The organism is Comamonas sp. BIGb0124 (genome assembly GCF_003752175.1).
Lineage (GTDB): Bacteria > Pseudomonadota > Gammaproteobacteria > Burkholderiales > Burkholderiaceae_C > Comamonas_F.
Map to the genome: position 1 here is coordinate 416,233 of NZ_RJVF01000010.1, position 13,996 is coordinate 430,228.

15 protein-coding genes are annotated in these 13,996 nt (G+C 57.8%); 3 read left to right on the forward strand and 12 right to left on the reverse strand.

The window, feature by feature from the left end:
* Positions 1-868: 868 nt before the first annotated feature.
* The 7 genes from EC845_RS12450 to EC845_RS22155 form a co-directional block, all read right to left on the reverse strand.
* On the reverse strand, positions 869-1,219 hold the full coding sequence (locus EC845_RS12450) for a hypothetical protein (protein WP_123298407.1): 351 nt from the start codon (positions 1,217-1,219) through the stop codon (positions 869-871).
* 2 nt (positions 1,220-1,221) lie between these two features.
* Positions 1,222-2,070, reverse strand: a complete 849-nt coding sequence (locus EC845_RS12455; RefSeq protein ID WP_123298408.1) for a hypothetical protein — start codon at positions 2,068-2,070, stop codon at positions 1,222-1,224.
* 108 nt (positions 2,071-2,178) lie between these two features.
* Positions 2,179-3,465, reverse strand: coding sequence for a hypothetical protein (locus tag EC845_RS22150; protein WP_148077298.1), 1,287 nt, complete (start codon positions 3,463-3,465; stop codon positions 2,179-2,181).
* 123 nt (positions 3,466-3,588) lie between these two features.
* On the reverse strand, positions 3,589-3,870 hold the full coding sequence (locus tag EC845_RS12460) for a hypothetical protein (RefSeq protein ID WP_148077299.1): 282 nt from the start codon (positions 3,868-3,870) through the stop codon (positions 3,589-3,591).
* An 8-nt stretch (positions 3,871-3,878) separates the two neighbouring features.
* Complete coding sequence (locus tag EC845_RS12465; RefSeq protein WP_123298410.1) at positions 3,879-4,367, reverse strand: DUF2280 domain-containing protein; 489 nt, start codon at positions 4,365-4,367, stop codon at positions 3,879-3,881.
* Positions 4,351-4,806 carry a DUF5681 domain-containing protein gene (locus EC845_RS12470; protein WP_148077300.1) on the reverse strand — a complete coding sequence of 152 codons (456 nt, stop codon included), beginning with the start codon at positions 4,804-4,806 and terminating at the stop codon, positions 4,351-4,353. Before EC845_RS12470 ends, EC845_RS12465 begins: the two co-directional genes overlap by 17 nt.
* A 39-nt stretch (positions 4,807-4,845) precedes the next feature.
* Entirely contained in the window at positions 4,846-5,484 is a 639-nt protein-coding gene (locus tag EC845_RS22155) for a hypothetical protein (protein ID WP_148077301.1), read from the reverse strand.
* A 150-nt stretch (positions 5,485-5,634) separates the two neighbouring features.
* Between EC845_RS22155 and EC845_RS12475 the strand changes: the two genes are divergently transcribed.
* On the forward strand, positions 5,635-5,976 hold the full coding sequence (locus EC845_RS12475; RefSeq protein ID WP_148077302.1) for a hypothetical protein: 342 nt from the start codon (positions 5,635-5,637) through the stop codon (positions 5,974-5,976).
* Between the two features lie 51 nt (positions 5,977-6,027).
* Complete coding sequence (locus EC845_RS12480; RefSeq protein WP_123298413.1) at positions 6,028-9,495, forward strand: tape measure protein; 3,468 nt, start codon at positions 6,028-6,030, stop codon at positions 9,493-9,495.
* On the opposite strand, the gene EC845_RS22485 is transcribed toward EC845_RS12480, so the two are convergent.
* The gene (locus EC845_RS22485) at positions 9,492-10,235 is read right to left on the reverse strand and encodes a hypothetical protein (protein ID WP_199739790.1); all 744 of its coding nucleotides are present in this window, start codon (positions 10,233-10,235) and stop codon (positions 9,492-9,494) included. The two genes, EC845_RS12480 and EC845_RS22485, sit on opposite strands and share 4 nt — an antisense overlap.
* Positions 10,236-10,453: 218 nt before the next feature.
* Between EC845_RS22485 and EC845_RS12490 the strand changes: the two genes are divergently transcribed.
* Positions 10,454-11,164, forward strand: a complete 711-nt coding sequence (locus EC845_RS12490) for a hypothetical protein (RefSeq protein ID WP_148077303.1) — start codon at positions 10,454-10,456, stop codon at positions 11,162-11,164.
* A gap of 106 nt (positions 11,165-11,270) precedes the next feature.
* Here the strand turns inward: EC845_RS12490 and EC845_RS12495 are convergent, their stop codons facing one another.
* From EC845_RS12495 to EC845_RS12505, 4 genes are all read right to left on the reverse strand, one after another.
* Entirely contained in the window at positions 11,271-12,350 is a 1,080-nt protein-coding gene (locus EC845_RS12495) for a hypothetical protein (RefSeq protein ID WP_233598042.1), read from the reverse strand.
* A gap of 74 nt (positions 12,351-12,424) precedes the next feature.
* Entirely contained in the window at positions 12,425-12,895 is a 471-nt protein-coding gene (locus EC845_RS12500; protein WP_148077304.1) for a hypothetical protein, read from the reverse strand.
* 70 nt (positions 12,896-12,965) lie between these two features.
* Positions 12,966-13,457: a hypothetical protein gene (locus EC845_RS22160; protein WP_148077305.1), complete on the reverse strand. Its 492-nt coding sequence runs from the start codon at positions 13,455-13,457 to the stop codon at positions 12,966-12,968.
* Between the two features lie 3 nt (positions 13,458-13,460).
* Positions 13,461-13,673 carry a hypothetical protein gene (locus tag EC845_RS12505; protein ID WP_233598043.1) on the reverse strand — a complete coding sequence of 71 codons (213 nt, stop codon included), beginning with the start codon at positions 13,671-13,673 and terminating at the stop codon, positions 13,461-13,463.
* Positions 13,674-13,996: the final 323 nt, after the last annotated feature.

The window sequence follows — 13,996 nt, forward strand, 5'->3', positions numbered from 1 at the left end:
GCTTGCATGGAAGCTTCGACCACCCAGTGTCAGTAAGGGGCATGACGGCTGTTTCGACGTTATCTGGTCCTTCTGTGCGTCCACGTACCGACAAATTGAAGGCGCTGGCAGACATGCGTGGGAACACTTGGGAACAAAAAAGCCCGCCATGTTGGGACGCATGCGGGCTTTGGGGCAGCCTTGTCGCTGCTCGGAACTGTAATTTGGCCCCCGGAGGGGTTCACTCTTGATGGCTAAGCCATTGATTTCAAATGACTTTGAAAATTCGGTTTAAAAAGGTACCGACAAAAGTACCGACAAATCGAAAAGTGACCCCTCAAGATGTGGCTTTCACCTGTGCTGGAGAACCCGCATCTTCCCATGTGTGGCTGTTGGCCAGATGGAGCCGCTGCTGCCTGACCGGCTTCGGCGGCCGCTGACGGGCCCGTCGGGCTGCCTCCCTCTCAATGCCTGCGGCAGATTCGCCAAAAGGCACTGAGCGGCACTGAACGCGGCCATGTTCCCGAGAGATCAACAGCACCTTGTCAGGCCGCCCTGGCCTCTCGTTAGCCACCCTGTTGCCCCACCGAATGTGGGCCTCCCGTTCGCCGAGCTCAAAGGCCGATGCAGGTACCAAGCCCACGCATGCGGGCCGTGGAGCATCTGCAGCCGGACGCACGGCATGCGTGACGGCGAGTTGGTTTTCGTGCTGCAGCTCTTCCAAGCATTCGCGGAGGCATTTATTCAGGAGGCGCATGTCGGTCGACGGTGATGAAGACCTGCCCTATGCTAGGAACAGACATGAAAAAAAGCGGCCGAAGCCGCTTGCGTTGAGCCCTTGGAGCTCAGAGGGTGTAGAAATTGGTCACCGTGACTGCATTGGCCACGGTTATGCCTTTCCTTCGTTACGGGGATCGTTCATGTCATAGCCGGCGAACTCGTTGTGAGCCTGGCTGTTCCTTGCCGCAGTGGCGACAGTTCGGGCCGACTGGCGCAGTTGCTCTGTGTAGTCGGCCAGCAGTTGACTATCGCTCTTTCCGGCCGTGGGGATGCCAGCCATCTCGAGTGCATTGGTCACCATGTCCCGGATGGGGTCAGCAGACGAGGACGGGGGGGCAGCGTTGCCTATTACGCGCCGCACCACGGCCTCCAGCATGGCTTCGGGATCTTCGAAGCGCCGGTCGATGGGCTTGGGGCGCTGGCCTTCGCCGGCTGGAGTGGTGTTGTTGGTGAAGGTCATGGTTACTCTCCTTGTTCAGCTTGGGAAACGAGCTCGGCCTGCAGGCGTGCGATGAGTGGGACCATCTGGTCATTGACGCCGTACACGCGGGCTTGCCAGTCATGGCGCAGATAGGGCTGCTGGCCCGCAGCGTTGCTGGCCGCAAATGATTTGAGGTGGGCCGCCTGAAATTGCTCGAATGCGAGCGCCTCGTCACGCTCGGCCTGGCTTGCCTTTGCGGCCAGGATGGCCCTCTCAGCCGCACGCGTTGCCGAGTCGGTGTGCTGGTGCTGGGTCTTCGCCTGCTCGACCGCGCCCTGGTGCTGGGGCAATACGCTCTCCAGCGCCTCGATGCGAGCCTCGATGTCTGCCACGCTGAGCACGGGCTTGCCGGCCTCCATGCCCAGGCCCAGCTCGGCGAGGATGCTGCCGCGACGGACCCCCTTGGCCTTGACCAGTTCGTCTTGCTCTCGCTCGAGCAGATCGCGCACCCGGGCCAGTTCCTCTTCGGCCTTGCGCACCGCCTGGGTGGATTCGACATGGGAGGCGCTGGCCTGTTTCCACTGACGCTGGGCCGCCCTCAGTGCGTCATCAGCGTGCAGCAAGCTCTCGGCGTGGTGAGTGATGCGGCGCGCAACGGAAATCTCGCGCTCGGCCTCTATAGCCCGAGCACGAAGCATGCGGGCTTGCGTGTGCTTGTTGACGTGTTCAGTGTGAGCCGCGTCGCTAAGGACGCCCTTCAGTGTCGCCAGCATGCCCTTGGCCTGGCTCTCCATCTCGTCGGCTTCTGCCCGCAGCTTTGCCGGATCCGGCGCCGTAGAGAGATATGTTTTGGCGGTGTCGTACTCCGCTTGGAGTTCCTTGGTGAGCATGTGTGCATGTCCGTGAGTTGGTACAGACACAAATGCTCGGGAGGCGATATGCCAAAGCCCCAGTGGCTTTGACATTTGATTGAAGTTGAGAATTCGACGGTTCAGATTCTATTCCTCAGGCGAAATGCTTGGACCGCCCTTCTTCTTTGTTGAATGCACAGTCTCCATAGCCCGAGCGGCCACATCTTTGATTTGGCTAGCAAAGCCAGGGACCATCCGAATCGCATCCTTGACTAAATCCGATGATGCAAGCTCATGCCAAGGACTTCCGTGGGTGGTCGTTTCTACCAATCGAAGTGGTAGCTCATCAAACCGAGAGAGTGCAGAGGCAAGAAGCTTGGCCTCCATGTCTTTATCGATGCGAGCCGCCTCTCGGCGAAATCCCTCGTAAGCTCGGGAAATAGACGCTTTGAATGCATAATCTTCTGCTAATCGAAAACGCTGACCAATTTGCTTTGTAGCTAGCCAGCCGAACCAAATCGGCGCGCCGACGGATAGCAATGAAAGCAGAAGATTAAGGAAGACAGCGGAGGTCGTTACACCCGGTTGTTTGAATAGTTCGGATAAGGCATGCAACTGAATGGAGCCAAAGAAGCTTCCTGCAATTAAAGTTGCCACGAGGCCGGCAACCCATATCCACATTGATTTTGAAAGCTCCGTGGAGCGCTCATTGAATGCCGCCGCAAGACCCACGCTAGTCGCAGCGGAATATGCTGTCTCGCAACGCTCCAGCACCGATTGAGATTCTAAGGCGCTTTGCTTAAGTTGAGCGTCAATCAGGTCTGCGTTACTTCGTACACCCTCGATGTGACCTGAATCCTTAGTCGCTGCGGTTATTAAATTTTCTAGCTGCTCCCTGGCCTCTTTCAGTGAGTGTAAATCAGTCGGCAATTGATCGGCCGCATCATGCGCATCCTCAATTCGAGAAACCATAGATTTTAGGCTTGATGTGCGCGGCTCTAATTCACGCAGGCGAGCCTCCATGCTACGAACCTGCGCGGTCATCTTTCTAAGCTTTGTAGCAGCTTCTGCGTAGTCGTTTCGAACTATTGCAGTAGTAATTGCTTTCCGCAAACCCCTAAGCGTCAGGATGTACGTAGGCACTGCGGCTGCCGCATTTCCCCATAAATTGGGTATGGTATGGTCGGCTAAGAATTTAAGGCGACGTATGTAGTCGGATAACACGGCGTCTGAATCGCCAAGATCATCTGAAGCATTTTCACTGATTAAATCAATTAATGACTGCGCCTCGCTGCTTAACTCTTCACTTGTCAAGCCCGGAAAACTCCAATTGGCGTGGGCGATTCCAAAGGGTTGGCTGGGCGGCACGGTTGCTGCGATTTTTGTTAGGACATAATTTAGTTGCTGTTGAAGCGCCGACAGTGTTTCATGCACGATTAATACTCCCTCAATGGTTGGTCAAAGCATTTTCGTGGATGATGCCGCAAAATCAAAGCAAAACAGCAACTCTCAAGGACCTGGGGCGTAAAACGGCTTCTTTAAGGTACATCATTATTATTATTGAAAATCAACTAGCAATGCATCAGCGTACCGCCTTGCATTCCTCACGCTCATGCTGGTGAGATCCGCAATCCGATAGCTGGCCTCCCGTGGTGATAGGCCAGCAGCGTGGAACCGGCGCGCATGCTCTGCCGCCATGACCCGGGTAAACGCCGCAATGGCCTCCTTGGTCCCCACGTCGAACAGGATCATCTGCGCGTCTTCGGCGCCATGCTTGGCGATAAGCGAGTGGATGGCCTCCTCAATGGCCGCTAGGCGCGCGTCGCGGTCGTAGTTCATGCCAGCCATCAGTAGTCGTCCCTGACTGTTCTCACCGCCTCTTGCACCATGGCTGGCGTGACCAGCTCTATCACTGTTGGCATGCCAGTGGATGCGATGGGGCCGCCGTCGGGGCCGGACAACTCCCGGCGGTTCGTGTACATGCCGCCGACCTCCTTGGCGGCCTGCTCGAGGAGCGCAGAAGCCATCGCGATATTGCCCTGGGCATCGGCTCTCTCCAGGCTTCGCTGCAGCGCGCGCAGCCGATAGGAGCGATGAGAGATTGGGATGCTGGTCAGATCCTCGACAAACTTGGCCCGAGCCGTCTCGAAGATGGTGCGCAGCCGCGGCGAAACATCCTTGTTGCGAGCCCTGGTCGGGTCGTACCTCGATACCTGCTGGCGGGAGACTTCAATCCCGAACTCAGCTTTTACGGCCGCAGCGATCTGCGACGGGGTGTCAAAGCACGCCAGGCCTTGCACCACAAAGACTTTGACGTTTTCAGGCAGGACGGCCATGGCTTGATTCCGTCGCAGTCTGGTCAACGTTGAGAGCCTTCTGCTGCTCCAGCGCCGCAACACGCAGGGCCAGGTCGTTTACTGCCTTGGTGAGGGCCATGGCGCTGATGCTGCTGAGCGCCTGCGCGGCGGTTTCCGGGTCTGTCTCGCCCTTGCGGACCGCCTCCAGCACGACCCGGGCTTGATCGGTGAGCACTCCGGCCTGCGGCAGGCGGATCAATGCGGCACGGTCCCTGGGGCTGATGGCCGGCAATGCACGCTCCAGCAGAAGGCGGGCGGCCTGGACGTCGCCGGCGGTAGCGCGCTCCACCAGCGTGTCGAGGATACCGGGCAGCTCGTCAGCAAGCGAGGCTCGCAAGGAGCCCACACCGGGCTTTCGCCCTCCAGGGTTACCGCTCTCTCCGGGCTTCCAGCGCCCGCGCTTTGTCTGTGATGTCATCTGCACTCCTTGCTCTTTCTTGCTTTTGCAAGAGCAATGCTAGGGAGGCGCCAAGCTTCGTTCATAGTGAACTCGATGCGCATCTCGAACGCAAACAACTTGAAATTGAGCAAGCTGCTCTTGCTGCTCAGTGCAAACTTCGCAAATGGAATCCGTAAATATTGGAAGACCAAGTGATTCAGTCGAGTAGATCACCAGCGCCGTCCCTTGTGGATATTCTTTTTTGGATTTGTTTGTGATGACGTCTTTTAATAGCTGACGACACCTCTCTACTTCATCATCCAAACAAGAGCTGGCTCTATATTCACCAAAAGCTAGCATTTCATCACGTCGCTTTCGCTCACGATAATCTTGCAGGCAAGTAATCTCAATAAAACCAACATCACGCGTCTTGGGCGTTACAACAGCATCATGCTGCTGGCTCCCGCTGACCCATGAAATTGCGACATCAGATTGGTAAGCAAAAAAATCCCTGACAAAATAAGCAAGAGGAACCATCTCATCCTGAAGATATTTCGCAGACTTTCTTCTTTGCCAAAACACCTCCTCTCCTTGAGGCCATTTCAGAATGGAATAAATCAGACGCCAAACAAAACCCAGATATTTCGATGCATTGACTGGACTTTGCATAATTAAACGCAAGGATTCATCATCTGTAATGCCATCAAATTCAGTCATAAAGCAAGTGAAAATCCCAGCGCTACGCGGGTGGTCAATGGGTCCAATTCAAAGGGCACTTGGCCTACGCCCCTCCCGCTAACAATCTATGAGCCAAGGCGGTGTGCTCACTAGCTCGCCGTTATCATGCCATCACTCAAGGAGGGAACCATGAAGCGATTGTTGATCGGTGTGCTGGGGGCGGCGATGCTGGTGGGAGGGGCGGCGTTCACTGCACGAGCCTACGTGATGAGTGACCTTCGAGGGGCGGTCCGCGATCAGTTCAAGGATCCGGATTCGACGCTGTTCAGGGGCGAATATCTAGTTTTTGACCGGCATGACGTCGCTCTGTGTGGAGAGATCAATGCCAAGAATGAGATGGGCGGCTATGTCGGCTACCGACCGTTTGAGCATGTGAAAGGCATCGGGCCAGATCTATACAAGCCGGGCGCATCACTCATTTGCGAGAACTGGAACGCTCCCGACCACATTAGATGGTGGCTGCGCTGGTAGCTTGATCAAACGCCATTCCTAGCATTGCTTCATCTATATGGAGTACATGCAATGGCAGAAAAAGTTGGTGAGATCTACTACGATGTCACACTCGAGACCCAGGACCTGATCAACAAGAACCGCGAGGTCAATCGCGAACTCGAGAAGACCAAGGGCAATCTCGACGGGCTGGACACCCAGCTCAAACAGACGGCCGCAGCGGCCAAGGCACTTTTTGCCGGCCTGGGCGTACTTGCCATTATCGACAAGGCGGACGAGTGGGGTCAGTACGCCAGTCGCATCCGCATGGCCACCAAAAGCACCGAGGAATACAACCAGGTGCAAGATCGTATGGCCCAGTCTGCCAATGAAACTTACCGCTCGATCAACGAGACGCGCGAAAGCTTCATCCAGATGTCGCCCATCCTGCGCGAAATGGGGCTGACCCTCAGCCAAAGCATTGACGCAATCGATACATTCAGCGGCCTGCTGGTGGTCAATGCAGCCAGCACTGACAAGGCTAGAGGAGCGCAGGACGCCCTATCCAAGTCCATGCAAAAGGGGAAAGTCGACGCCGATGCTTGGCTTAGCATTTACTCGACCATGGACTCTGTCGTGGACGTGATTGCAGATAGCAGCGGTTTGACTGCCGAAGCTATTCGAAAAATGGGAGCCGAGGGCAAGCTGTCGGTCGAAATGCTGGTCAAGTCCTTGGTCGATGGCAATAAGGCGGTGATGGCCCGGGTCCGGGAAATGCCGACGACCTTTCGGGATGCGCTCCAGAACGTCAGCAACGGCTTCTCCGAGTACATCGGACGCTCCAATGAGGCTCACGGCATCACGCAAACACTCGTAAGCGGCATTGGCCTGCTGGGGCGTAACTTCAACATCCTCGCCGACTCCGGCGTCGCGGCCGCCGCCGCCGGCCTGCTGGCGTATGGAACGCGGGCGGCATGGACGGCAACCCAGACCATCAAGTTGACGCAGGAGGCGGCAAAGGCCGAGGCAGCAACCGCCCAAGGGGCGGCTCGAGCCGCAGAATCAGCCAAGGTTATCGCCGCCGCCGACTTGCAGCGAGCAAATGCCGCGGCCTCGCGCGCAGACGCACAGGCGAAGCTCGACCTCAAGTCACAGCAGTCCAATCTGGCCAGCCTCCGCATTGCTCAGCAACAACTTGCCGGGGAGCGCGCGCTTGAGGAGCAGCGCCTGGCTGCGCAAATTAACGACGTGGGGCGCCAGAAAACCGCTACACGTATGGCGGAGATACGCTTGGCTGAAGTGGCTGTCGCCAAACAGGTGGAGGCGGCTGAAAAGTCGCTCGGAGCAACCACTGCCGCGACCACCAAGCAGATCGAGGCTGCCTATGCGGAGCGTGCCGTGGCCGCAAAGGCTTACGGCGCAGCCACCCTGGCAGCCACTCAGACGGCCGCCGCAGCTGAAAAGGCAGCAGCCGCGACCAGCATGGTCACAAGAGCCGGCGCCGCGCTCTTGGCAGCGCTGGGCGGCCCCATGGGCATTGCCGTAACAGTCGGACTCAGTGCCGCCGCTTGGCTTGCCTATCGCAGTGCTTCGGATGAGGCGAAGCAGAGCATGCTCGATATGCAGCAGCCCGTCGACAGCTTGGCTGCCAAGTTCAAGGAGATGACGAAGGATCAGCAGACGGCGGCACTCATCAATGCCACCGAGGGCGCCAAGACGGCAGCCGAAGAAGCGAATGATGCCTACGAAAAACTGCGCACAAGCGTCACGCAGGCTCTATTTTCTAACTCCAGCGATGCCCAAGGTGTGCAACGCGTAATGGCCTTTAAGAAGGCTTTGGACGATGCCCGGCAGTCTGGAGGCTCCCTCAGTGAGGTCATAGAGCGCTTCGCCAAGCAGGTGGGAATTCCACCAGAAAAAATTGCAACGTGGGCGAAGTTGACAGGCGCAGTATCCACAGCCGACGGCACCGCAAAAAAAGCCACCCAGGTTATTGAGATGCTGAACCTGATGTTCCAGGGAACTGACTTGGCGGCTGCGGCTGCGGCTGCGGGCATCACCTTGTTCAATAAGGCCGCAGGTGGCGTGAGTGACGCAGCTGCAAAGCAAATTGCCACCATGGCGCGCGATATCGCCTTGTTCGGCAAGGAGGCCTCGAAACTGGCGGCAGTCGATTATGAGCTGAGCCTTGGCGACGCCGGCGCATTCGCAGGAGCAACCAAGGAGCAGATCGACGGCATGCGAGCGCTTGCGAAGTATCGAGACGATCAAGAAAATCGCCGCCCGAAATCCGGAGGATCGACGAAATCCGACTCGGCTAGCTACTTGGCAGGATTGGAGGCCGCTGTTGCCGACGAATGGCGAAAGATCGAAATCACAGAAGCGGAGGCGCTTAGGAATGCTGCTGTTCGCCACAAGGACGGAGCAGATACGGCGGCCGAGTACGAGCGCGCAAAGACGTTGATCCGACGTAGGTCTGCGAATGACCGCGAGGCCGTAGCTGTGAAGGAAATGGCACTCGAAGAGCGGAATATCCGTGCCTTGGCTGACCAGAAAATCGACTCGACTCGCTCACAGGAACAGCAGATCAGCTTGATTCGAGAGGAGGAGGTGCGCTCGGCCCAGGCTGCCTATTTACAGGGTCTGCTGACTTTCCAGGAGATGGAGGCCGCAAAGACGCGGGCGCTTCGGGATGAAGAGGAGCGACGCGCTCAGCTCAATCGAGATCGACAAGGAACGGTAGTCGACACTCTGCAGATGCGAGTGGAATCCACGGGTAACCCCGATGACCAAAAGGCGTTGGCCGTGGCGCAGGCCCAGGCTCAAATGGATGCGGTCACGGAGATGCAGGAACGCGATCTCGAGCAGACCCAGATTTATGCGGATCAGAAGGCCGCCATCATGCAGCGCCTGAACACGCAGTTGCTCGACATCCAAGTGGCCTCAGACACAGCCCAATTTGCAATGATGCAAAGCTCGGCTGGCCAGCTCTACGATCTCATGAAGCAGGCCGGCAAGGAGCGCACAGCCCTTGGCAAGGCTGCATTTCTGGCCGAAAAAGCTCTGTCGATTGCGAGCATCATCATGAACACCGAGGCTGCCGCCGCCAAGGCCCAGGCCCAGCTCGGCGTCTACGGCCTGCCCATGGCGGCATTGATCCGCACCACGGGCTACGCAAGCGCCGCTATGGTGGGTGGAATGGCCGTGGCAGAGGTGGCCGGCGGCCGGCAATACGGCGGCCCCACGGAGGCCGGAAAAATGTACCGCGTCAACGAAACCGGTCAACCCGAGATGTACACAGCATCTAACGGCAACCAGTACATGCTGCCAACAAAGGCGGGGAGCGTCACGCCGGCGAACGAGTTGGGCGGGGGTATCGGAAAGCTTACCGTCATCATAGAAAACAATGGCGCACCATTGAAGGTGACCGATCAGAGCTTTGATCGCGACCAAAAAATCCTTCGATTGGCTGTCGCCGAGGTCGGGCGCCAACTCGCACAAAATGAGGGCCCCGTGTGGACTGGCGCCAAGGCAGGGACCAACATAGCAAGCCGCTTTTAATGCACTGGCGCCCCGTCTGCGGCGGCCGGCACGCCATCGGGATAGGTCTGAAGGATGTACAGATTTACCTCGACCCCTCCGGGGCAGGTGATGTGGAAGGGTTCGTTGGCCGCGGCGGTCAATTCCACTTTCATGCCGTTTCCGAAGTCGACAAGGTATCGAGTCGTGACGTCCGTCACAAAGGCCGTCTTTTGGTCGGGGCTGAACGACATAGGGGGAAGGGTCTGGGTCGGCTTCAAGGTTGGCTCCGTTGCGAGTAATGAGGTAATGCTAGGCAGGGGTACGACGTCGTGCTGCCCATCCGAGAGGCCTCGCTGAGCACGATGGCAATGGGATAAGCAAAAGGCGTGCATCCACCGCGTGACACGCCGTGACAACGTGTGACAGTCGTGATACGACCGTTTCCGGGTGTCCTGTTGAGGCGTGGAGCGTGGGGTCGACACCTCAGCCAGCGGCTGAAGTCTGGACGCGCTGCGTGCAGCGCAGATACCTGCGCAGAAATACGGGCATGAAGAACGGCGTTTCGGCTGCAATGCCATGATGAGGAACAGCTTTTCTGTTTCCGGGGTGCGCACATTGCCGCCCAAGGAAAACCGCTCCGCAATACTGAAAATAGCCATCAGGCAGGCTTCGCGCTTGGGTAAGTTGTAGATGGATCGGGTGTTGTTGTTCCCGTAGTTTTGCGTTCCCAAGAATTGGGGAGCGTGGCTTTCACCCAGCACCTTGGGCACTTTTGCCATGAAGTTGTCTGCTCTGAAACAGGCGGCATGGCCAAGGATTTCTGTCGTGACTCGCGTGACTTGTCGTGACCGCCCGTGGTGGGCCGGCGCCGGCCGGCAGCAATCGGCCAAGAGTAGACGATTGCATCAGTCTGCTTACGAGTCAGATGATCACACCGATCGTCCCCCGGTGGCGTTCGCTCCACGTTTGCACCAGAATTCTGCGAAAGGGGAGACTAATGAAATCGAAGAAGACAAAATCAAATGTAAGCGCGCCTTGGTTGCTGAAGCACTCGGCGCTGTCCTATGCCAATCAATGGTTCATGACAGACCGCAAGTTCATGAAAGAGCTCAGAAAGAACGGCTCTCGGGCAATTGATGCCCTTGTCCTGGGTGATCTCGCAGCGAAGTACATGGTCGCCCGTGGATTTAAGACCGAAAAGGACAATCCGCTCTCGAACAGCCAACGATGGGTAACGGCGGCAGCGCACTTAACGACCGTCGCTCAAAGCGCAGAGCAAACCGAAGTCAAGGTACGCGCTCTCGCGATTGAACTGGGCAAGATCGCGCCGGTAAATAGCAAGACTGGAACCAATCTGCTGTCGGCAGCCACGAAATTCTTATGGTTTGCTGGCGAGCACGAGGTGCGAATACTGGACAAGCGAGCAGTTGATGCACTCGGACGCCTCAGAGGAGTTCGAGGCAAATTGGGTATTGACTACGAGCAGTATGCGGCAGTCTGGGAGGACCAATTTGACGCGCACAAAGGAGTTTTGGCCGAAGCGCTTGTCGACCTGCCTCGCCAGCTCGAGTGGACTTGCATGCCGTCCGATATGCATGCCGAGGCAAAGGCGGTTTTCAACGAACCTTGGTTCGCTGACCGCATTTTCGACAAGTACCTTTGGACATTCGGGGTCGGCACGGATGGTGGGGCTACGTCGTTTGCCTAGGTCGACGTGCAGCGACTGGACGTGTGCCCGCCCTGAGGGTCAGCTTTTCGGGGCTCAATCGTGCGTTGCCGATTTCCGCTTCGGGTCAAAACCGACCGACAACACCTCAGCACTCATCCCAGACAAAACGGTAGCGGCTGGCCACTTTGCCTGCGCCTCTCTTGACGAGTTCAAGCACATCATCCGTCACCAACGCATACAGCACTTTCGATGCGTCCGTGAAGTGCATGTCGATCAGTTCGCCCGCTTGACGTGCCCCGATGAAGAACGGCTCCGGCGCGTGGTGGTCCGCAAGCCTTCGGCAGATTTTCACCAGTAAATTCGCCTTTTCGCCGTAGCCAAGCGCCGCGACGCCGGGCGGCAGTGGATCGGCGGCCACGCCATCAAGGATCTGCTCGATGGTCGACCCAAATGGCATGCGTACCTTATCCCAGCCACGCATGAAGTCAGCCCAGGAGGTTGAAAACTCCTCAGTACCAATAACAGGCAGGGCAAGACGATGCCAATCCGCGACGATCTGCCTTAGGTCGTCTCGTTTTGCGGCGGGACTGAGACCTTTCAGGTGTCGAGCCAACGCAAACAGCGACTTATTGCGCTGACCCTCGGTTGCCGGAAGAGTGTGTTGGATCACTGCACCTACAGAAGAGGACAGAAGATGACTTAGGTCATCCTCGGTAATCCTCTGTTCTCCTCTGTTCTCTTCTGTAGGTCCCCCCAGCACGTTTGCCACTGACTGAAATCCAGGCAGTGCAGAGAGTGGCCCGCTCTGCAGAACTCGCCCCGTCACGGTCAGGTAGCGGGCGGTGGCGTACAACTCAACACTGATTCCGTCGACGCGGCCTTTGCAACGCGTAGGCGCGCCCGCGTAACCGAAACTTCGCAGTCCCGTGCCGGACGGCGAAACTTCGACATACCCGCAGCCGATTCGCTCGAGTAGCGCCAGCGCGGCGGGCTCTGGGCGGCCGCCATGCACGCAGCCATCCAGGTCAATGCCCACCAAGCCGTCGCCATTGAGCACGAATCCCACGCCCGAATAGCCGCCTTCCTCGTAGGCTGCCTGGGCCTGGGGGAATGACGCCCACGTCGAGGGGTCTGTGACGCTGGCGGCGCTGTTGATCGCGGTGGCGCAGTAGGGTACCTTGGGCCCTTTCCACACCACCCAGCGTGACCGTCTGCTCAACTCCAAGGGCACTGCGTCAAACTGGGGTCGTATTGCGACTGTCATTGACTGAGTCTTCTATTTTTTCCATGGCCACCAAATCACTTTAGCGCCGGGAGGGGCCCAGCCTTATGGTTGTCCTCGGCCCGCTGGATCAACAGCATGAATGCACTGAGTTCATGAACAGTTGCCTGCAGAAAGCGGAAGCCGGGGGTATCGCGACTAACCGACATGGCGAGCGCCCCACTCATGACGGACTGAATCTTGCCGAGCTCCAACGAAATCTCTTCCGCTGCGCAGATGGGCATCGTGGTTAGCGTGACCGCCAGTTGCTCACCCACAATGAGCAGGTTTGCCGCTTCGTCATCCAGGCAGAAAGCTTCTTTGCCGAGCATCGTCGATATGCTGTCGCGGACGCTTTCCAGGGCGCAACGAGCGATGACCATCCAGTCAGTCGCCCGTGCAGGGCCATCCAGCATTACGACTGGAGTGGTCACTGATGGTGGCTCTTGGATCGCTGCCGGCGCAGGGCTCCGCTGGCCGCGCGCAGCGGCTTTCGTTTTGGCTGTCATGATTCAACCCTCCAGGCCGGACAAGCAATGTTTGATGGTCAAGGGAAGTGCAGTGCACATAATCGACATATCAAACTCCTTGCAAGATGAGCCACGCGCGCTTGGCGAGAGCTTCGGACTGACGGGCAGAAAGTCCACCTGTGGAGATGCGCTCTAGGAGCCCGGCTGCCTTGGTGCGGTGACTGTTGCGAAACCAGCCAGCAATGGTTTTTGACGGATCGTCTACCCCCCATTCCGCCTCGATTTCAGACGCCCGCGCTTGCACGGCATCAGGCGACCTCAATGCCCGCTCCCAGCGGAACAGCTCCATGCCAGGATCCCATCGGACCACATCGCACAGACCGGCTTTGGATACGAAAACTTTGACGCGAACGGCATCATTCGGCTTCGGCCCTGAGTAATCGAGCGCCCGAAGCTGATCCCAAGTTCCGCAGATCTCGTCGTACAAAGGGAATTTGCATGCGTGGGGGGCTGTTGATCGGGAAAACAGCTCTTCAGGGCAGTCATCGAACTCGCCACACATGAAGAACGAGTTGGATGGGGATGTGTGTATTTGCGTCATGGCTCAGCCCTCCACTTTGTCCAGTGCGCGCATGGCGGCCATAGCCTGGCCCAGCTTGCGCTGCGCAGCCTTGTTGCTACCTTTGGCGAGGTAATACGCAGCAAGCGCGACGCTGTTGTGCGCATCAGCATGCAGTTGGACGGGGTCGTGGTTGCCCTGAGCGGGCGTGGTGGGCGCAGCGCGGCGGCTGGCCATGGTGATGACGGAACGGGTCACGGCTCTTTGCTCCTTTACGAGACTTGAACCACACAATGCGTTCTTAAGCGCAAGGGGTGGACGGGATGTTAAGAACACGCGTAAAGACGTGCGGCCAGCCTTACGGACAGACCCATCCCGCCCATAATCGACGACCCGCATTGACTGCGGAAAGCGCAAAAATAGACGTGACAAAACCGCACTGACGGGGCGGTATGGCCGCTTTACGAAAGGTGTTCTTACGCACCGGCCCTTTCGGGTTGCAGTGATTGTTGCACGGGCAGAAGCGCCGGCGCAAGTGGATGCGCGATTTTTTTGTATGGTCCCGTCATGCCGCGGCATGG